General features: G+C 57.4%; 19 protein-coding genes. 7 read left to right on the forward strand and 12 right to left on the reverse strand.

The window, feature by feature from the left end:
• Nucleotides 1–179 precede the first annotated feature (179 nt).
• Complete coding sequence (locus tag BLW50_RS02445) at nt 180–1064, forward strand: HpcH/HpaI aldolase/citrate lyase family protein (protein ID WP_090696929.1); 885 nt, start codon at nt 180–182, stop codon at nt 1062–1064.
• Here BLW50_RS02445 and BLW50_RS02450 read toward each other — a convergent pair.
• Nucleotides 1061–3004, reverse strand: coding sequence for an acyl-CoA synthetase (locus BLW50_RS02450; protein WP_170849948.1), 1944 nt, complete (start codon nt 3002–3004; stop codon nt 1061–1063). The genes BLW50_RS02445 and BLW50_RS02450 overlap by 4 nt on opposite strands.
• Nucleotides 3005–3126: 122 nt before the next feature.
• Between BLW50_RS02450 and BLW50_RS02455 the strand changes: the two genes are divergently transcribed.
• Nucleotides 3127–4113, forward strand: coding sequence for an amidohydrolase family protein (locus tag BLW50_RS02455; RefSeq protein WP_090696934.1), 987 nt, complete (start codon nt 3127–3129; stop codon nt 4111–4113).
• Here BLW50_RS02455 and BLW50_RS02460 read toward each other — a convergent pair.
• Nucleotides 4110–4898: a FadR/GntR family transcriptional regulator gene (locus tag BLW50_RS02460; protein ID WP_090696936.1), complete on the reverse strand. Its 789-nt coding sequence runs from the start codon at nt 4896–4898 to the stop codon at nt 4110–4112. The genes BLW50_RS02455 and BLW50_RS02460 overlap by 4 nt on opposite strands.
• A gap of 156 nt (nt 4899–5054) precedes the next feature.
• Nucleotides 5055–6380 (reverse strand): MFS transporter, encoded by a 1326-nt coding sequence (locus BLW50_RS02465; RefSeq protein WP_090696938.1) that lies wholly within the window; start codon nt 6378–6380, stop codon nt 5055–5057.
• 114 nt (nt 6381–6494) lie between these two features.
• On the opposite strand from BLW50_RS02465, the gene BLW50_RS02470 reads away from it, so the two are divergent.
• Nucleotides 6495–7031 (forward strand): cupin domain-containing protein, encoded by a 537-nt coding sequence (locus tag BLW50_RS02470; RefSeq protein ID WP_090696940.1) that lies wholly within the window; start codon nt 6495–6497, stop codon nt 7029–7031.
• Nucleotides 7032–7103: 72 nt separating this feature from the next.
• Here BLW50_RS02470 and BLW50_RS02475 read toward each other — a convergent pair whose 3' ends face one another.
• Nucleotides 7104–8021: a LysR family transcriptional regulator gene (locus BLW50_RS02475; protein ID WP_090696943.1), complete on the reverse strand. Its 918-nt coding sequence runs from the start codon at nt 8019–8021 to the stop codon at nt 7104–7106.
• A 110-nt stretch (nt 8022–8131) separates the two neighbouring features.
• Here BLW50_RS02475 and BLW50_RS02480 point away from each other — a divergent pair, with 110 nt between their 5' ends.
• From BLW50_RS02480 to BLW50_RS02490, 3 genes are all read left to right on the forward strand, one after another.
• On the forward strand, nt 8132–8992 hold the full coding sequence (locus BLW50_RS02480) for a hypothetical protein (protein ID WP_090696946.1): 861 nt from the start codon (nt 8132–8134) through the stop codon (nt 8990–8992).
• A gap of 37 nt (nt 8993–9029) precedes the next feature.
• Nucleotides 9030–9992: a Bug family tripartite tricarboxylate transporter substrate binding protein gene (locus BLW50_RS02485; protein ID WP_090696949.1), complete on the forward strand. Its 963-nt coding sequence runs from the start codon at nt 9030–9032 to the stop codon at nt 9990–9992.
• Nucleotides 9993–10134: 142 nt separating this feature from the next.
• Nucleotides 10135–10629, forward strand: coding sequence for an adenylyl-sulfate kinase (locus BLW50_RS02490; RefSeq protein WP_139267438.1), 495 nt, complete (start codon nt 10135–10137; stop codon nt 10627–10629).
• On the opposite strand, the gene BLW50_RS02495 is transcribed toward BLW50_RS02490, so the two are convergent.
• Both BLW50_RS02495 and BLW50_RS02500 read right to left on the reverse strand, forming a co-directional pair.
• Nucleotides 10621–11970 carry an ATP-binding protein gene (locus tag BLW50_RS02495; RefSeq protein WP_090696951.1) on the reverse strand — a complete coding sequence of 450 codons (1350 nt, stop codon included), beginning with the start codon at nt 11968–11970 and terminating at the stop codon, nt 10621–10623. The genes BLW50_RS02490 and BLW50_RS02495 overlap by 9 nt on opposite strands.
• Nucleotides 11967–12704 carry a response regulator gene (locus tag BLW50_RS02500; RefSeq protein ID WP_090696953.1) on the reverse strand — a complete coding sequence of 246 codons (738 nt, stop codon included), beginning with the start codon at nt 12702–12704 and terminating at the stop codon, nt 11967–11969. The genes BLW50_RS02495 and BLW50_RS02500 overlap by 4 nt, the downstream gene beginning before the upstream one ends.
• A 324-nt stretch (nt 12705–13028) precedes the next feature.
• Here BLW50_RS02500 and BLW50_RS02505 point away from each other — a divergent pair, with 324 nt between their 5' ends.
• Nucleotides 13029–13805 (forward strand): sulfotransferase family 2 domain-containing protein, encoded by a 777-nt coding sequence (locus BLW50_RS02505; protein WP_090696955.1) that lies wholly within the window; start codon nt 13029–13031, stop codon nt 13803–13805.
• Between the two features lie 104 nt (nt 13806–13909).
• Here the strand turns inward: BLW50_RS02505 and BLW50_RS02510 are convergent, their stop codons facing one another.
• The 6 genes from BLW50_RS02510 to BLW50_RS02535 form a co-directional block, all read right to left on the reverse strand.
• Entirely contained in the window at nt 13910–14953 is a 1044-nt protein-coding gene (locus BLW50_RS02510; RefSeq protein ID WP_090696958.1) for an ABC transporter substrate-binding protein, read from the reverse strand.
• A 42-nt stretch (nt 14954–14995) separates the two neighbouring features.
• Nucleotides 14996–15967, reverse strand: a complete 972-nt coding sequence (locus tag BLW50_RS02515; protein WP_090696961.1) for a Bug family tripartite tricarboxylate transporter substrate binding protein — start codon at nt 15965–15967, stop codon at nt 14996–14998.
• Nucleotides 15968–15999: 32 nt separating this feature from the next.
• Nucleotides 16000–16842 (reverse strand): c-type cytochrome, encoded by an 843-nt coding sequence (locus BLW50_RS02520; RefSeq protein ID WP_090696964.1) that lies wholly within the window; start codon nt 16840–16842, stop codon nt 16000–16002.
• Between the two features lie 21 nt (nt 16843–16863).
• A complete protein-coding gene (locus BLW50_RS02525; protein WP_090696966.1) occupies nt 16864–17436 on the reverse strand; it encodes an NADPH-dependent FMN reductase in 573 nt (190 codons plus the stop codon).
• Between the two features lie 51 nt (nt 17437–17487).
• A complete protein-coding gene (locus tag BLW50_RS02530; RefSeq protein ID WP_170849949.1) occupies nt 17488–19206 on the reverse strand; it encodes a thiamine pyrophosphate-requiring protein in 1719 nt (572 codons plus the stop codon).
• Between the two features lie 117 nt (nt 19207–19323).
• Nucleotides 19324–20313: an ABC transporter substrate-binding protein gene (locus tag BLW50_RS02535; protein ID WP_090696971.1), complete on the reverse strand. Its 990-nt coding sequence runs from the start codon at nt 20311–20313 to the stop codon at nt 19324–19326.
• Nucleotides 20314–20340: the final 27 nt, after the last annotated feature.

A 20340-nucleotide genomic window follows, 5' to 3' on the forward strand; every position in this document is an offset into this window, starting at 1 on the left:
CGTATTGATACTAGATAACTGGTGTCTCGATCGTGAGGCTATTTCTATGGAATATTTGGCGCCATGGCAAGATATCAGATAACTGTTGATTTGCGGGCTGCGTGGGATATCTGAATGTCCGCTGCGCGGGATCAGGGTTTCCGCGCTCGTCAGAAACCATCGATCTTCAGAGGCGTCCTATGTCGTCCGCCCACGTCCTCCGCAGCCTTCTGTTTGCTCCAGGCAATCGGCCTGAATTATTCGCCAAGGCCACTGCCAGCCCCGCCGACGCGGTGATTTTGGACATGGAGGATTCCGTGCCGCCGGCCCAGAAGGCGCTGGCGCGGGACCATGTTGCCGCCGAACTCGCCGCGCGAACTGATCGATTGACCTTCATCCGCATCAATCATCCCGATCGAGGAGAACTCGCGGCTGATCTTTCGGTGCTCGCCGGTCATGAGAATCAGGCTCTCATGATTCCGAAAATCTCGGAGCCTTCGCAGTTGGAGGAGATCGACCGGCAGCTCGCCGCGTTCGAGGCACGGGCCGGGTTAGCCCGCGATGTCTTGAGCATGATGCCGGTCGTTGAAACAGCACTTGGCGTGCGCAATCTATTCGACATTCTAAGCCGCTTTCCTCGCGTGCGCGGTGCAGGGCTTGCCAGCGCTGAGCAAGGCGATCTGATGGTCGAGCTCGCAGGTCAATGGACTCCGACCGGCGAAGCCATGAGCTACGCCCGAGGCAAGTTCGTTTGCGATGGGCGCGCCGCGTGTGCCCGATGGTTGATTGATGGCGCCTTCATGAATCTAGCTGATGACGCGGCCCTTGAAACGGAGACACGGCTCGGGCGCGTCATGGGATTCAACGGCAAAATCGCTATCCATCCCCGCCAGCTTGCGACCATCAATCGTGTCTTTTCGCCAACGGTGGATGAGGTAGAGCGCGCCAAGGCGGTTATTGCTGCGTTTCGCGAAGCCGAGGCCGGCGGTCGCGCCGCGGTGAAAGTCCGGGGCATGATGGTCGACTACGCCAACGTCCGTTGGGCAGAGCAGGTGCTTGCCCTCATCGATGTCCGTATCGACTAAACAAGTATGATCTCGTAAGCCACGGCATATTGGTTCATCGCTCCGTCGATCATGGTCTTTAGCCGAGGATATTCGGTATCCTCGGCTAAAACTCTGATGGACACGAGCGAGCCATGGGTCGCGTGCGGCTGTACGACGACTTGCAGGTTGGTATCGGGACAGGCGTCGGCCAGCGCCGCGCGAAAAGCGCGCTCCGCCGCGTCTTGCCGCAACGCTGCCTTGATGGGCTTGCCTACGTCGGTCAGCGGCATCTTTTCAAGAATGATGACTTCTTTCGGCACGGCAGGTCGTTCGTTCACGCGAGCGGCGGCGAAGGCGATCAATTCCGCCTCTGTGGCGGTCGCGCCGGGAACGAGTTGCACATAGGCGATTGGCAGTTCACCCGCATAGGCGTCCGGCTTGGCCACGGCTGCCGCGTGAAGGACGGCGGGTGAGCGCAGAAGTGCCTCTTCGATCGGCCCTGGATCGATATTGTGCCCACCACGAATGATCACATCCTTGGCGCGGCCCGTGACGTAAAGCATGCCGTCTTCATCGATGCGGCCGAGATCGCCGGTGATGAGCCAGCCATCGCGGGTACGGCTGGCGGCCGTTTGCACGGCGTCAAGATAACCCAGAGTGATGCCTGGGCCTCGCACGTGAATCATGCCCGTCTCCTGCGGGCCGCTGAGACGCAACGTGTCATTGCTTGCGCCAAGCGCCACAATGCGGACCTCCGTGTAGGGAACTCGCATGCCCGAACTACCTTGCTTGGGGATGCCATCGCGAGGCTCGACGGCGACCGTGGCGGTATTTTCGGTCAATCCGTAGGAATTGAGAATACGAACGCCGGAAATCCGCTCGAACTCTTCACGCACTGCGAGAGGCAAGGCGGTTGAGCCGGTCATGAAATTCGGCTGCAAGGATGATAAATCCTCTCCTTGCGGCGGCGCTTTGGCGAGCGCGGCAAACATGGTCGGCACACCCGACAGCCGTGTGATGCGGAACTGTTCGACGAATTTCCAGTAGTTCGCCATGTAGCGCTTGTCGCGCGCGCCGAGGATGCTGGGGATCACCAGGCTGGCGCCGCTCGCCAGCATTGGTAGGGAACGTCCTGCCAAACCGCCCACATGAAAGATCGGCGTGTCCTGCAGCATCACCTCGCCGAACTGGATTTGCTGGGCAAGCTGCAATGTCCAGTGACGATAGGAAATATTGCGATGGGCGAGGCGGACAATTTTCGGCAGGCCTGTCGTGCCGCCAGAATGCAGATAGGCGGCGACGTCTTCTCCCGTCGCCGGTATTGATACGTCTTCAGTGGCACTGGTCGCGCCCAAGCGATTGATCGCTAGAGCGAGATCGCTCCCGGGCAGAACCTCGCCCCCAGGACCCGGCACGGTCCAGATGGGCAGATCGGGCGGCAGCCGATCGCGGATCGCCGACAGCGATTCCCAGATTTTGAATCCGGGCGTCGGCCCGAGCGCGATGACGGCTTTCACGCGCGCTTGAGACAGCAGATCAAGAACGTGATGCGGTTCAAGCATCCAATTAAGAGGGAAGGGGATGGCGCGCGACATCGTTCCGATGATCGACCAATAGATCGCTGGCACGGTCGGCAGGAGGATGGCGACGACATCGCCACGGCCGATCCCATGGTCGCGCAGCAACGTTGCTGTCAGCGCGATGTTGCGACGGAGCTCACCAAACGAAACCGTTTCCGACACCGCTTGGGGATCGCCATCGGCTACAAAGGAAATTGCCGTGCGGCCCGGATCGTGCGCCTCGAGTGCCAAGGCGATACGGCGATAGAAATTCACAACTGATAGCCGCTCGTCGAGCGGCACCCGCTCAATCTCTTCGATATCGGCAGCGCCGCGCAAAGGGCGCGCCAGAAGTTCAGCGTCGGCTGTTTGTGCGACCACCGGCATAGATGGAATGGTGGTCTCGGTCGATTTTTTCATCATCCTTCCCCAGTGGCCGTCGTCGGCCACCGCCCAGGTTCCGGACGGTTCAATGGCTTACGATTGACAGAGCCGGACGCTAGGATCACAACAGATATCTGTCAACTGGTCACTTGGGTAAGATGGAGATTGGGGTGAGTGACTTCGGGCGAGGATCGGCTTGTGGATGCAGCCGGATCGACGTGCATCATCATTTTTTGCCGCCGGCGTTCGCTAAAGCGGCAAGCGAGCGCAGTTTACTGAATCCGATGCTGCGTTCTCTCGATATTGCCCGCTCGTTGGAGGAGATGGATCGAAATGACATCGCAAGCGCAGTACTGTCCATTCCCAATCCTGGCGCTTGGTATGGTGAGGCCTCGTTTGCAAGATATATCGCGCGAGATGCCAACGAGTATGCTGCCCGTGTCGTCGACGAGCACAAGGGGCGCTTCGGCTTCTTCGCCACGTTACCGCTGCCCGACGTGGAAGGGGCATTGAGCGAAGCGGCTTATTCTCTCGATGTCCTGCATGCCGATGGTATCCATATGTGGACGAGCTATGGCGATTTCTGGCTCGGCGATCCGCGCCTCTCGCCCTTGCTTGAAGAGCTGAACCGGCGACATGCGGTGGTGTACACCCATCCGACCATGCCTGGATGCTGCGGATGCACCGTGCCGGAAGCGCCGATCACCATGATTGAATATGGCACCGACACGACGCGGGCGATCGCCAGCCTAGTGCTCTCGGGGGCGGCCAGCCGTTATCCGGATATTCGTTGGATATTCTCTCACGCCGGCGGAACGATGCCGTTCCTTCTCGAGCGTTTCCTCCTGCAGGAGAAAGTTCAATCGCGCAGCCCCGAGGGCGCTACCAAAATACCGAACGGCGTCCTCTATGAATTGCAAAAGTTGCACTACGACACGGCTCAGTCGTCCAACGCCAATGCGCTAGGGCCGTTGCTGCGCATTGCGCCGGTTAGCCAGGTTCTGCTCGGGAGTGACTTCCCGTATCGGGAGATAGCTGACAATGTCAGCGGTCTGGCCGCGTGCGGTCTGTTCGATGCGGTTGCGTTGCGAGCGGTGGAACGCGACAATGCGGCACGTCTGCTGCCGCGTCTGATGTGCAACTAACGCGCCTGCACGCGTTTCACCGCGCGTCGCATGGCCGCGTCGGCGTCTTTCGGGCCAGCCGCCAGCCCGTCGGCGACCAGCTGCTTGGTATGGGCATGATATTCGGTTGTGAGTGCCGTCGCGCGGGCAACGTCTCGGCTACGCAGCGCCTCAGCCAAAAGGTGTCGGCGCGGGCCCAGTTGTGCGGCGACTTTCTTCCAGCGATCGCCTAAACCGATCTGCTCATCTTGAACGATCTCGATCAGCAGGTCGGACAGGAAAGTAACGAGTGTTGAAATCAGCGCATTGTGCGAGGCCTGGGCCATCAACTTCAGGAACTTGCCGAGATAGGCCGCCAAATTCTCATTGGTCTGCGCCTTGTCCAAGTCATCCAGCACGGTCACGAGTTCGCTTAACTCTTCGTCCGTGCCGTTCTCGCAGGCCAGAACGGCGGCCTTGCCCAGCAGTGCTTCCATGATATCGAGAATGTCGAGCAACCGAACGCGTTCGAGCTCGATCAAAGTGCTGGCCGCCATCGCGAACATCATGTCGGCGGCGGCCGTTACGTAGATCCCCGTGCCGTGCCGTGCTTCGACCAAGTGGACGGCCGATAAACCGCGAATAGCTTCGCGCACGGTCGGGACGCTGACCTTGTACCAGGCGGCGAGCTCCCGTTCCGAGGGAAGCTTGGAGCCTTTCGGATAGCGGCCTTGAAGGATTTGGTCGCGCAGATCGGCGATGATCTGCTCGGCCGCATTGCCTCGGGCCAACGGGATTGGAGATGGCTGCTTCGAAGACTCGGTCATTCAGCTCTCGTATCAAATCCACGCCGGCGGATCAGAAAAAAATAGCTCTAACTGGCTAGTTACTCGTAAATCACCACCACACCGCCGGCTCCCGCCTGCCTTCTTGGTCCAAAACCGCGCCAGCCGGCAACTTGCCGGCTGGGCGGTTGTGGCGGCTCAGCCTATGGGCTGAGCCGCATTCGCCCTGGCCAACCTCGGCTTGATGGTCAGGACCGCGAGGGCGGAACCCAAAGCGACGGCGGCTGCTACGAGAAACAGCGCCTGAATCGATATCTGCATGCCGATCAGAATGCCGCCGGCGATCGGTCCGACAACAGCGCCGACCCGACCTATGCCGAAGGCCCAGCCGACCCCCGTCGAGCGGATAGAAGTCTCATAGAGGTGGGACGACAGGGCGATGGCACACATCTGGGCACCGACCGTGAACAATCCGGCCAGGAAGGTGATGACGAGCAAGCCGAGATTTGAGTGACCGATCATGCCGATGAGCGAGATCGCCACGGCGCCCAAGACATAAGCGGCTGCGATCGGCTTGGCGGAGGCGGTGCGATCACAGAGCCGGCCAATGACAAAGCCGCCGATGATGCCGCCCACGTTCAAGGAGGTGATTGCCAATACGGCGGCCTCCATGCCGAGGCCGGCCTCCCGGGCTAGCAACGGCAGCCAACTGGCCAGGAACACGGTCAGCAGCAGGCTGAGAAACAGAGTCGCCCACATCAGCGCCGTCATCCAGGCACGGCCTTGCCGGAAGAGCGTGAACACCGAAGCCGATTGTTCCTGAGCGCCAGACTGAGTGGCGCCGCTCCACGTCAAGGCGCTGCCCATTCTTTCAAATATTCGCCGCACCGCATCGCGCTTGCCGCGCAGGGCCAGGAAGCGTGCCGACTCCGGGACGAAGAACAGAAAGAAAGGGAGGAGAAGCAGGGGAAACAGTCCTCCGCCCCAGAAGAGGCTCTTCCAACCCAGGAGAGGGATGATCTTGGCTGAGATGATGCCACCGATCGCCGATCCCAAGGGGAAGCCGCAGAACATGAACGCCACGATATTGGTGCGATGGCGCTTGGGAGAGAATTCCGAGGCGATGGAGATGATGATGGGCAAGGCGCCGCCCAAGCCTAAGCCTGTGATCAGTCGCACGATCATCAGCTCGGTAACATTTTGGGTCAGACATGTGGCCAGAGAGCCCAGCGAGAAGAGCAAGATCGCGGCGATCAGGACAGGCTTGCGGCCCCAGCGATCGCCCGCCTGGCCCATCATGAGGGCGCCGATCATGCCGCCAAACAGCCCGGACGAGAACACAGGGCCGAACAAGGTGGGATAGACATTCCATTCCGCGGCGATGGCGGGGGCGACCATGCCGATCACCTGGGTGTCGAAACCATCAATCATGGCCACGATGGCGCAAAGCGCGACGACGCTGATCTGAAAGGCGCCAAATGGAGCAGAATCAATGACCTCGTCGAGGTCTGCCGTTTCTCGCATAGGGGCTTCCTTCCCTCAAAGAACTCTGTTAACTGGTGACTAGCCCACTTAGCCGCGGTTGTCTACCAATGTTGCCAGCGCGCGAAAACACTTGAGAGGGGGAAGGAGACGAGAATGGCGAAATGGAAACGCTACGTGCTGACATCAAATGCGGAGGGGCGCTCCTATGTGAAGTCCAGCGAAGCCGATATGGTGAAGGAGGAAGCTGGCGCCTATTACCGGGTCGAGCTTTGGACGACGCGGGAGATGCCCGTCGACAACAGTATCGAGGATGACCGGGCGCGATCCTCCGTTTCGCGGGAGCCTCCCCCTGGCGGCTCGACATTTCGGATGCTGGAAATTTTTCCAGACCTCGACGATCCGCAGGAGCAGCGCCGCAAGATCGAAAAACTCCACCGGGAGACCCAGCAGAAACACGTGCCGACCGAGCAAGACTACGCGCGGCATCCCTCGATGCATCGGACCGATACCTGTGACGTCATCTTCTGCGTCAGCGGCGAGATCTATCTGATGACCGACACCGATGAGGTGCTGATGCGGCCTGGCGACTCGACGGTCATTCGCGGCGTGAACCATGGCTGGAGCAACCGTTCCAACGCGCCTTGCCTGCTGGCCGTGACCATGCACGATGCCAGCTTGCCGCCAGCTTGAACTCGAACGACCTGAAGCTCCGCCCCGTGACCAGCTTAACTGGCGCGGGGCCAACTCAAACCCTCACTCAGATCACCGCGCTTTATCTTTGCGGAGCTGGCGGGCGGCATGGCGAAGCTCGCGAATGGCATACCGCGCTGCGGTGGATGGCGTGCTTTTCGCGCGTCTTATAATGCCGGTTGGCTGACTGGGAAGCTTGAGCCCGAGATCGAGCGTCACGAATGTTTGCTGCAACCAGCCGATACGAAAGAGTTCATGCGGCGCCACGCCAAGGAGATCAGTTTGTGAGATGACCGTTAGCATCGTCATGAAGCTATCGCTGTCCATGACACATTTAGGTGCGAGGCCGGTCTTCTCATAAAACGTGCGCTGCAATGCGGTTCTTGCTGGGCTATCGTTGCCTGGCAGGAACCATTCGTATTTTTCCCAATCAATTTTGGACAATCGCTTTTCTTTGGTCAGCGGATGGTCTCGCCGTGCAAAGACAACGAGGCTATCATTGAAAAGAACATCGATGTTGAATTCATGAGGATCGACATCATCGAAGATGCGTCCGAAAGCGAAGTCGAAATCTCCTTGCCGCAATCGGTTCAAGAGGCCGGCGCCGATGCCGTCGCTGACGGTGACACGCAGGTTGGGCCGCGCTTTCTTGATTTGAGCTAACACCATCGGCAGAAGGCTGAATGCCGCCACCGGGGTGGCGCCGATCCGTAGATCGCCCTGCGTCGCAGCGCGTAGATGCGCGATGTCGTCGCGCGCCTGGCGCAGCTCGGCCTCGACAATTTTGCTGCGCAGGATCAAAGCCTTGCCATAGACGGTCGGCTCGACCCCGAGAGCCGTGCGATCGAGAAGTTTAACGCCGACCTCGAGCTCAAGCTCGCGAATGCTGCGACTGAGGGCTGGTTGCGACAGGTGCATCTTGTCGGCTGCGCGGCGCAAGCTCCCCGTCTCAGATGCGACCACAAGGGCCGCCAGCTGGTGTAATTTCATAAATCCACCCGATAACTAGACTCTATCACGTTCTACCTTTTTCTCATGCTCTCATCATCACCATAAAACCGTATACTTGCAACCAAGTGTGAAGCGATGGGAGTGATGAAGTGAAGATCGTCTCCGACGATTCAGTGCCGTGGTTGAAAGATCACCCGACTGGATCTCTTGCCTTCAAATATCTGCTGACCGGTGACGAAGACGCGGCGGACAATTTCGTTCTGCTTCTTGCGCGCCAGGACGCGGACTTCACCACTGAACGCCATCGTCATAACTTCGATCAGTTTCGCTTTCCCCTGTGCGGCGACATGAATGTCGGCCAGGGGATTAAATTGCGCGAAGGTCAGCTTGGATACTTCACCGAGGGTGCACCCTACGGCCCGCAAGATGATCCACTTGGGGCGAGCGAGCCCGGCAGCCGGTTTCACTTGACCCTGCAGTTCGGCGGATCTTCAGGTTATGGCTATCTCGGGCCAGACCGCTTGCGTGCCTGTCGCGAGGCTTTACGCCAGGAAGGTGAATTCATTGACGTTCTCTACCGCCGACGCGATGGCAAAATGATGGGCGGCCTTGATGCGGTCTGGCAGCATGCCTTCGGTACGCGGCTCGAATATCCCAAAGCACGATATCCAAGTCCTATCATCATGGACCCAAAATCTTTTCGTTGGATTCCCGATCCTGGTTTAGCCGGGGTCAATCACAAACATCTGGGGACCTATACGGAACGTGGGACTTGGGCGGAAATCGTCCATGTTCAAGCCGACGCACGATGGATCGCGCAGCGAAAAGATGCGCGCGTTCTCATCACGGTTCTATCGGGAACGGGACGCTGCGAAAATACGAGCTTGTCGCGCCTTTCCACCATTCAAGCCGAGCCGGGCGAGCTTGTCGACGTCGTCGCCGAGAGCGATCTGGAACTGCTCATCTTTGGCTTGCCTCTACTGAACAACGACGCTCGTCGGGCTGCGTGAAAAGATTCATCGAAAATTGTGCCTGGGGGAGGGCATCATGCTTATAGTTCGAGTTATTACGGGTCTCGCGATGGGACTGGTGGCGACATCGGGTTTTGCTCAGGACTATCCGAGTGCCAACGTAAGGCTGATCGTCAACGTGGCGGCCGGCGGAGTGACGGATGCGGTTGCCCGCGTCATCGGGCAGGGCTTGTTTGAGAAGTGGGGCAAGCCGGTCATTGTTGAGAATCGCGTCGGAGCGAATTCCGCTGTTGCCGCCCAAGCCGTGGCTCGCGCCCCCGCCGACGGCCATACGCTCTTCGTGACCGCGGATGCGCCATTCACATCGACCCCCTTTATGGTCAAAGAGCTCAATTTCAATGTGAGCGAATTTGCGCCCATAGCGCTGATCTGCCGCCTGACGCCGGTCATTGCCGTTCAAGCGTCGCTGAAGGTCAAAACATTGGAAGAATTCTTGGCTCTCGCGAAGTCCAAGCCGAACGTACTTAACTACGGTTCTCAGGGCCTGGGTACTTACGGCCATTTGGGCATGGAGGATTTCATGCGTCGCGCGGGTATCCGCATGACCCATGTACCTTATCGCGGTGGCGCTCCGGCTATTGAAGGTCTGGTCCGTAATGATGTGAATGCTCTCATCATCAACTACTCGAATATTTCTCCGTTCGAGCAGTCCGGTGATGTTGTCATCCTGGCCGCAGCGAGTGAAAAGCGAGCATCTGTTCGCCCGAACCTGCCGACTGTCAGCGAATCTGGTGTGCCAGGTTTTTCAGTGAGCTCCTGGTTCGGTATTTTCGGACCCTCGCAGATGCCTCCAAATCTGATCAATAAGATCCGCGATGGAGTGGGAGAGGTATTATCTAACGAAAAGTCATCCGGCTTCTTGGGGCTCAATAGTTGCGAACGTGAAACCGCAACACCGCAGGAATTCGCACGTCTGATCGCCGCGGATGCCGAACATTGGAAAGCGGTCATTCAATCGGTTGGCATCAAGCCAGAATAGGTTCTGATCTGAAGACTACGGTTTCGAAGAACATCGAGTGGCGAAATATTTTTTAACATGACTCAAATGGAGACGAGCTAGGCGTCGTGTATATCTAAAGTTCATCCGCCGATTGTCGAAAGTGGATCATGATTGTGAAGCCATGAATCACAAGATTCTCATCATGGGGCTTCCGGGTTCGGGCAAGACCACTCTTGCCCGTAAATTGGCGCCCCTACTTCATGCCGTGCACTTCAACGCTGATGACGTGCGGCAAAATCTCAGCAGAGATCTTGGGTACAGTCTTGATGATCGCATTGAGCAGGCCCGTCGGATGGGCTGGCTGTGCGATCAGGTTGCGAAGGTCGGCGTCTGTGCTGTCGCCGACTTCGTCTGCCCGACGCCCGAAACGCGGACCGCGTTCGATGCACGGGGAAAGGCCTTCATCATATGGATCGATCGTATCGAAAAAGGTCGGTATGAGGATACCAATCGCATGTTTGTCCCGCCGGATCGCTTCGATACACGTGTCACGAGCGAAGGGACGGCGGAATACTGGGCTGATTTTATCGTTGAGCAACTGGCAAGCTTGATGGTCGACAAACTGCGAGCCGCAACCAGTCGCGAGAAAGTTTATTCAGATCCGCTCCTATGGTGACATTCGCGGTTTGCTTGGCAGTTTGATATGCACGCGCAATCCGTGTGGCTTGCGATCGCAGAGATCGATCTGACCGCCATGGGCCTGAATAATATCGCGAGCGATTGAAAGGCCGAGGCCGAAGCCGGTTCTATTGAGGCCGGATCTCGAAGGGTCTCCCTTGAAGAACGGCTTGAATACCTTTTCCTTTATGTCTGGAGAAATACCAGGTCCATTGTCGGCAATCTCAATACAGACATCGCTTTCCAGGTATTTCAAACCGACGACAACCTCGGAACTATACTTTGTTCCATTCTCAATGAAGTTTGTGATGGCTCGCTTCAACGAGGCCGCGCGGCACACATATATTGCTCGATCGATTCCCTGATAGGACACATTAAATCCTGAATCGATATAGGCCGTGCAAATGGTTTGCAGAAGGCTTGGCAGATCCACCGAGCTGAGTGGTTCGGAATGACTGTCATCTTTTAGATAGGCAAGTGTGTCGCTGAGCATATTGTCTATGATCGTGATCTCGCGAACCATTCGATTCCTTATCACAGCGGAATCGACCTGCTCCGCATGCAGCCTCAGTCTGGTAAGCGGCGTGCGGAGATCGTGGCCAATGGCGGCGAGCATCAAAGTTCTTCGTTCCACAAGCTCGCGGATACGGTCGCGCATTTCGTTTAATGCGCGCGCAACCAACGCGATTTCGCGGGGGCCATCTTCGCTCAACGCATAGTCCGATTTCGGAGAGCGGCCAAATGCCTGAGCGGCGGCGGCAAACGACGAAAGCGGCGCGATGACCCACCTTGCTGCATAGAACAGCAGAACAACAGAAAAGGTGGTGACGGCGATGAGAACGAACATCAGAGGCACCCCCATAAATCTCGGTACCCGTCCTGGTGGTGGCGTCCAATTGGCGGGCATTCGGAGTTTGAGGGAAACCTTATCCAGGACGACGATGAGGGCGTTGTCGCGAAATGCGATTTTTTCTATTCCGTGGATGTCCAGGGGCCCACCAAGACGGCGAAAATATCTCGCCAAAACCGACCGTCCCTCGTCGCTCAGGTTCTCCAGGGATTTCGGTGTATCGATCTTTTCGACAGGGATCCCCGCTCGATTTGCATGGGCGAGAAGGGCATCGATCTCGGCATCGGATTCTGAACGTTGCGCCAGCTGCACGATTGTCGTTGCTCTAACGAGTGCGCTCGCTTGCCCCAATCTCGCCAGCGGCTCCGGCTGGATGAAGTGGAGAGCAATAGCCGTCATTATGCATGAGAGCGTGAGCGAGATCGCAATCAGAACGGTAATCTGTGCCACGATTGTCCGAGGCCAGGCCCGCGCGATCTGCTGCCTCATATCAGCTCCACCAGTGGGGTGAATATATATCCGGCGAGCCGGACAGTCTTGATCAGTTGCGGAGCGGCTGGGTCCAATTCTATTTTTTGCCGTATCCGGCTGATGTGAACGTCTATGCTGCGTTCTATTGGACCGGCGAGGCCACCATGGGTCAATTCGAGCAATTGTTCGCGGGACAGAATCCGCCTCGGATTAAGGCAAAGGGCGGCCAGAAGATCGAATTCGGCGCTGGTCAATGTCACCATCGCACCCTCCGAGTTATGGAGCTGGCGAGCGGTGGGATGAATTATCCAGCCGGCGAAACGTCTGGGGGCGTTTTCGGAACTGGCTACAGGTTGGCGAATATTGGACCGACGTAAGAGAGCTCTGATTCTAGCGATCAGCTCACGCGGATTGAAGGGCTTCGTGATGTAGTCGTCGGCACCTATTTCAAGTCCTATGATGCGATCGATGTCTTCCTTCAGCGCGGTCAGCATGATGATCGGAATTGTTGATATCGATCGCAAGCGCCGACAGATGCTGAGGCCGTCTTCGTCAGGGAGCATGATGTCGAGAAGAACGAGATCGATCTGTTCTGTTTCGAGAGCGGCGTCCATTCTCTGACCAGAAGCCGCAGAAACGATTGTGAACCCGGCGTCTTCGAGTACATCCGACAGGATGGCGGATATTCCGGCATCATCTTCAACAAGTAGGATGGTGGCTGAAGAATTCGGAAGCGAAGGCATTGTATCCATTTGTTCTAAGACCACTGGTCAGCGCCCGGATAGGATGATGTTGCGACCGAATATGGCGGCAAGTTGTCGTATTTCACGACTGGCCTGACTTCGCGGAAAGTTTCGTATCCCGCAATATTTCTTAATATCACTTAATCCTGCTGCACGGCTGGTGAGAGTACACATAGGCTCGGTTAGGCTTCCGCCTATCTCGGTTTAGAAGTCAAAATCTCTGTCCACTGATGCATGATCAATGCCATCAGGCGCATGCAGCGCGCCTGTGCTTGGGCGGTCTTGACGTTCTCGAGCCGATGAAAATGGAGGCAGAATTCTTGAGGCAATTTGATGGGTTCGGCAGCTGTGTATTTCCTACCACACGTCCCGAAGTGTGCAGGGTCGACGATCATCAACCATATGCGTCTACATCGTGATCAGGTCGTGATCATAACTGAGAAGTCGCAGCGCCATTCCGTTGACATCAGCGAAAGATCCACATTGGAGAATGTCCGGTTCTTCGCGGGGCACTATCTTCCGAGAACCGCAGTCAAGATCTTTCTGGGGCAAGAGATTCGAGAAATTGGGCTTCTGAGAGATCCAGTTGGCTACTTCCAATCTCTGTATGCGTTCAACATCAGGACATCAGCTCGCCGCGATCGGGCCATGACGATGGATTTTGACTTCTGGTATCGGTGTCATCGCAAGAATCCGATCAGTCATTTCCTGCTTTCCCGATATTTTCGCATGCCTGCAGTCCAGGAGCTGCTCATGTCGCAGAACCAAACCTTGGATTTCCTGTCCCGGCAATTGGATCGGTTTTGGTTCGTCGGCTCGTATCGCCACTGCAACCTTCTGCTCGATGCTTTGTCCGAGGAGTTTCAGATCGGGCATGCGGTTGAAGACAAGAACGTGAGCCGGGACAATTTTGTTTTATCGCGCCGGCGTCGGGATATGATCCGGGACGATAATCGCCTCGATCAAGCCCTCTATGAGATATGGGCCGATCGATGTTGGCGCGGCGGTAATGTAGCGCGGAGCGCGGTCGGTTTATCATCGTGGAACAGAAAAATGGTGGATGAAGCGTCTGTGTGCGTGGCGCGAATTGAGCGCCATCTGATCGCGTGAAGACTGTACAGTTGGCCGGGTTATAAAGGGCACAAAACGGCCGGGCATTTACCCGGCCGTTTCGTTTTGTTCGGTGTGGTCGGGTCGAGGGAATGCGCCACGCGTTAGCGGACGCCACCGGTGTTTACCACGGGGCCCGTATACTTCTCGAAACGGGCCCTCAGTTCGGTCATGAGCGCGTCATTGGAGACGAGCTCGCGATAATTGTTTGCCAGGCGATAGGACGAAAGCGGCTGGAAGCCTTCCGGCGGTCCGACATCGGTGCGCGCCGAAAAGCTACCTGTCCGGCGCTGTTGCTCGGGCGCCATATACCAGTTGAGAAAGAGCTTCGCCGCATTGGTATGGGGCGCATCCTTGAAGATGCCGGCGGTCAACGTAAAGGCCGGCGTTTCGTCCTGTTCGGATACAAACATTTCGACCGGCTGGCCTGCCTTTCTGAGGTCTTCAACGTTGATCGTCGCGTCAAATGTTGCGGAGCTCGAGCCATCGGCGAGGCCACGAGCAACACCGAGATGGCCCTGAACGAACTTCGGCTTATTGGCCATATAGCGATCCATATAGTTCCAGCCGTATTTTTGAACGATCGTGTAGAAGACGTAGAGCGTCGCATCATCATCGGCGGGATAGCAGGTGATGAGCTTGCCGTTGTATTTCGGATCAAGGAAGTCGAGCGCGGATTTCGGACGCGCGTTTCCCGCGATCAAGTTTGTGTTCGAGCCGTAAGTCAGCAGGCTCACGCGTGTCGTCGTGAATGCGCCATCGGGATCGCGCAAGGCAGGAATAATCTGCTCGTATCCATCGGGCTTGAAGTTGAGGAGGACGCCGTCCTTTTTCCAGCCTACAAGATCCTGCACGGTCTGAAAAATTGCCAGGTCCACTTCCAGCTTCTTCGCCTTGATCTGGCTGTTGATTTTCTCGTTCAGGACGTTGCTGAAGCCGCCGACGACGGTCACGGAAATGCCCGGATAGGCTTTCTCAAACTCGCGCGCGAATTTTTCGTTTGGGGCAACGGGGCCGCCAGCGTAGATCACGAGCGATTTCTCTTGCTTAGCTGCTTCGTAGCGCTCGGCATCGGTCTCTGCGTGGAGAGTGCCTGAGGTCAAAACGCCTAACGCTAAACAAAGAGACTGAAATAGTGATGCTTTCATCTTACCCTCCACAGATGATCGACGGTGTGACTGACTTCATCGCTATTGGGGCGTCAGTTGCGCAGCGGCGACGAGCGGAGGCCAAATCGCGATTTCGTCGGCCAGGCGTTTGCTGGTCTCTTGTGGTCCGCCTAGAAGTGGATTCGCCGCGATTTTGTTGAGAAACTCTCGCGTTTCATCGCTCTTGGCAATTTCCTCGAACCATTTCGACAACTGGTCGACAATGGGTTGAGGTGTGCCGCTCGGTGCCCAAGCCGCCCACCATGGCGCAAAGGACACGTCGATATTGAGTTCTTGCATTGTTGGGACATCGGGGAGAAGGGCCACACGATCGTTCGATGTGACCGCGACCGCCCGCAAATTGCCGGATCGCACCTGACCTGCCGCAAACGTGCTATCCATGAACATGAAGTCCAGATCGCCATCGATGACGTCGCGCAACCCGTCCGGCGAGGTCTTGTAGGCGACGCCGCTGGCCTCGATCCCGCTCACTCGCTTGTAGAGTTCAGCACATATGATGCTGGTCGGGTTCGTATAGCCGAAGGTCGCCGTCTTCTTGGTTTTGAGTGCGGTCGTCATCTCGGCCAGGTTGCTTTCCTTCCTGCGTGGTGAAGTCACAAGCACGAAGGCAAGTTGAGCGATGGTCCGTATCGGTACGAAGTCCTTCCGCGGATCGAATCCTGGGTCTTTGAGAAGAAACCCCGGGCCGATCATGCTGGAGCTTGAATTGAGGCTGATCGTATAGCCGTCTGGCTTCGCGCGTGCCGCGTAGACCGTGCCGATGTTGGCGCCGGCTCCAGGCTTGTTCTCGATGATGACCGGTGATTTGCAGGCGATTTCGAGTTGTCGCGCATACCACCGGCACATGACGTCGGCACCGCTGCCAGCAGGGAAGCCGACAACGATGCGTATATGCCGATTGGGATAGCTGTCTTGAGCCCTCAGCAAGTTGGGCAGGGAGGTCGCGACGCCAACAGCGGCGACGGCCTTCAACATTGTACGCTTGGAAAGCATGGAAAATCCTCGATATCGAAGAGATTTCTCTCTCAGTCCGTTGTGACCGGTTTGAGGTTTCGCAGGTATCCGATGAGCGCTGTCAGATCTTCGTCCGTCATGGCGGCATACATTTCGAAGTCCATGACCGGGACAAGCGGCGTTCCATCCGGCCGTACCCCTTTGGTGATGATTGTCTTCACCTGTTCATCCGTCCACTGAACAATGCCGTGCTTGTTGCCGGGTGTCAGATTGGCGGCCACCATGGTTCCGCCGCCCGGCACCGCATAGGGCGTGCCGCCGGCTCCGGCGCGCGTCATATCCGGCGTGAGGCCGACGCGCGGCGTGTGGCATTGCATGCAATGAGCCACTGCCTCGGCGAGATATTTCCCGCGTTCCGCAGGAGCTGGCTCGGGTATGGTTGTGGTCAGATCATAGCTCTGATCGGGCCGGGTCGACGGAAGCCGCTCCACGTGGTTTTTGATTGGCGGGATGCTTTTGAGGTAAGCAGCGATCGCGTGGGCGTCTTTATCCGAGAGGTGTCGGTAGAAGAAGATGCCCATCGGAAAGCGAATGGGCTCGCCGCTTGGCCGCTTGCCATTTCTTAACGCGTCGACAATCTGTGCCTCGGTCCAGCTACCAAGACCCGTTTCTACATCGGGTGTCAGATTTGCCGTATTGTATGGACCGGACCGTTTTCCGCCTGCCAGATGCATGCTTTGATTAAGGTGGCCGTCAGCATTCGGCTTGGTATGGCACGAGGCGCAGACGCCGATCTCAACCAGATACCGGCCGCGTTCGACGTCGCCCTTCTCTTGCGCCCAAGTTCCGTTCGCCCATGCCGATACCGCGGTTAAGATAAACAACGCAGAGAAATGCGTCCCTGTCACTCCCATGGTTCCCTCCCTCTCAGTGCGTTATGCTGCGGCCTTGGCGTCCTGGCAGGCGCCGATCAGACGATCGATTGCCGCCAGAGCGAATGTGATGCTTGCCGCGTCGGCGAGCCTGTCTTCCTGAATCTTGGTTGCGATGCTGCCGATGACGACTTGCGGACCAGAAACAATATTGGCCTGACAGGAAATCAACGTCTCGTTGGCTTGCGTGTGAGCGCGGGCGCCCCCGGTGAAAGCCGTCGAGTTCGAGATGACAAGAACGGGTTTGTCCTTGAGGCAGGACTTGCCGTTGGGCCGCGACGCCCAATCAAGCGCGTTCTTTAAAACACCGGGAATGCCGTGATTATATTCTGGCGTCGCAATCACGACGGCATCGCTGGCCATGATCCGGTCGCGTAGATCACGCACGCTTTGCGGTGTCGCGGCGCCGTCGTGATCGAGGTTGTAGAGAGGCAGATCAAGATCAACGATATCGAGCTTGATGCTGAGTCTGAGAGCCGCCTGTAGCCCTAGGAGAACGGCCCGCGAATGAGACTGCTTTCGCAGGCTCCCCGTCAGTCCAATAAGTTGGATTTGTACATCGGAATTCTGTCGCATCGTATATTCCGTACTGCTTTCTAGTTCTGCCAATCGCGGGAGAGTGATCGCTCACGGGCCTCCGCAGACCACGTTAAGAACGACTTGGCGCTTCTCATTGCCGATGACCTTGAGGGAACGCTCGAGCGCTGCTTCCATATGCGCGGGATCCTCGACAGTTTCGCCGTAGCCGCCGGCGATTTCAGCCGCCTTGGAAAAATCGAGTGCTGGGTCGAAATAAGTTAGGGGTTCACGATTGCTGCGCGCGGCGAAGCCGTCGGGGTAGACTTCTCGTGTGTTACGCTTCACGGCGCCCCACATCTGATTGTTGAAGACGACGGTGAGGATCGGCAATTTTTCGGCTGCGGACACGTAGTGAGCCGGAATTGGATTGCCGAACATGTAGGCGCCGTCACCGACAGTGCAGATAACCAGTTTGTCCGGTGCCGCCGTCTTGACGCCTAACGCGGTTCCGAGCCCCCAGCCGAGGCCGCCCGCTGCACCAATTGAATACATGGTCCCGGGTTTGGTGAAACGCATCTGCTCGAGCTGCAGCGGCGATTCCTTGATGACAATTCCATCTTCGCCCTTCACGGCATCAATGCAATGACTGATCCAGGCTGGTGACATCGGTGTATTGTTGCGGGCTCGCTTCAGTGCTTCCCGCCACTTGTCGCGCTGGGCCGTCCGCTGCTGTATGAGCCGAAGACGTCGCTCTTCGATACTATCGATCGCTGCAGTTTGCCGTGTGGCGAGCGCTTGCGTCAGTTGCGTCAATGTTGCGCTCAGAACGCCTGTAATGGCGAGGTCACAATCAAATGCGCGCATCGGATAATGGGAAAAGAGCGGATCGACGCCGATATGGATGATCTTGGCGTCCTTCGCCGGGCTCTGCTTGAAAGGAACCCACGGAACATCGCATTCGATCACGATGACAAGGTCCGCCGCCGCCAGCATGCTGTCGGGATCGTAGCCAAGATGCATGGCGTGATCGGTGGACAGCGCCGTGTAACGAGGCTTGCGTTGGGTCACGGGGATGGCAAAAGCATCGGCGAGGGCGGCCAAGCGCTCCGCATCGCCTTCGTCACGACCGGCGCTGGACGTAATGATCAACGGATTCTTAGCTTTGGCGATCATATCCGCCGCTTCGTCGATGGCGCGAAGATCCGGAAAGGGCGGGGAAGCCGTGCGGTGGCGGCTTGGTGAATGATAGCCGATGCCGTTCGCAGGCGCGGCAAGAACCTCACGGGGCAATGTCAGATAGATGGGGCCCTTCGGCTCGGCGCTCGCCATATTGATCGCGCGATCGACCGTGTTTTCCAGAACCTTACCGTTGGGAAGCTGATAATCCCATTTGACGAATTCACGCAAAATCGACGCCTGATCGCGCATTTCCTGCGGCCAATGGATTTCGCCTGACCTTCCCCCGGGCACATCGCCGCTCTCGGTAAACGGCGTGCGACCGGCGGAGAATAGAACTGGAATGTTGGCGCGCGAGGCATTCATAACGCCGCAAACCGAATTGGCGGTTCCGACATTGACATGCACCATCACCAATTGCGGCCGGCCCGACTTCAGATAGTGTCCCATGGCCATGGCGACCGCGACATTCTCATGCGGTACCGTCACCGGCTTTGGCACCTTCGCGCCTTCGGCTTCAGCCTTCGCATAGGCTTCGATCAGCGGCGCGAAGTCCGTTCCAGCATTGGCAAACAAATATTCAACGCCACGATCGGCCAGTATGCGCAAATATACGTCAGCAACGGTGGTGTCATTTTCCAAAGTCTGCACGTTCTCACTCCTACGGAGGCTTGAAGCCGGGAATAAAGGCAAAGGGGTTCCATCACGCGGCTTGGCCGCGCGTTCACAGTTCACTGGTTGGTTCGTTTTAGTTTCTGGCTAAGCGCTTTACTGAATGCCCGCTGCTCGCAGATACTCCAGGTCGATAAATCGCTCTGGGGCTGGCAGCGGCTTCTGCAGCAGGCTTGCCGTACCGAGAAGTTCGATCACCTTGGCGACGCCTTCGACATTGATTTCGCCGCGCTTCGGCATCACGCCTTTATTGGGCTCGTAATAGAGTTTGTAGATTTCACGGGAATCCTCGGCTGAGGCGCCGGTGGCTTCAACGACGATTTTGACAACTTCCTCGCGATTGGCGGGGTTTGCCGTGAACGCGTAGGCCTCCTCGATGGCTTTGGTAAAGCGCACGACTACGTCCTTGTTCTTCGCAGCCCAGGGCTTGCGCGCCGCAAAGACGGTGAATTGCATCGTCGGGGTAACTTCGTGGGAGTTCCCTAAAACGCGATAGCCTTTGCGGAGAAAGCTTAAATCCTCCGGCTGGCTGAGCGGCGCGGCAGCGCATTCCGCGCTCTCCAGACATTTTGATCGAAGGGGCGTACCGATCAGCTCCTTGCCGGCATAATCCTTCTCCTGAAGGCCGTGCTTCGCCAGGATCATGCGCGTCGTGATGGAGATCATGTCCTCAGGCAGGGATAGGGCAACGGTTTTGCCGCGCAACTGTTCCATGGAGGTGACCTCTGGCCGACCGACGATGTTGTAGATCGTATTGGCCGGTCCGCCGATGATCGCGGTTGCGTCGGAGCCATTCAGAACGGCTTTGACCAGATAGGGCGTTGCCACCATGCTGATATCGACGGTGTCCTTGTCCAAAGCATTGGTCATATGCTCGACGCCGGGTAGGGGAACGACGTCTACCTTCAAGCCCTGTTTTTCGAACATGCCCTTGCGTTGGGCGATATGAATGCCCGCAGACTGAAAGAGCCGCATGGAGGCTGCTATCACGCCGAATCGAACGGTGGCAGGTTCTGCCGCGATCGCGATCGATGGCAGCGCCAACACCAAAGCTGTTGCATATAAGACGGCTGTGCCGTTCTTCATGACGTCCTCCACTCGAACTGAAATCTA

The organism is Beijerinckia sp. 28-YEA-48, assembly GCF_900104955.1.
Taxonomy (GTDB): Bacteria; Pseudomonadota; Alphaproteobacteria; order Rhizobiales; family Beijerinckiaceae; genus Terripilifer.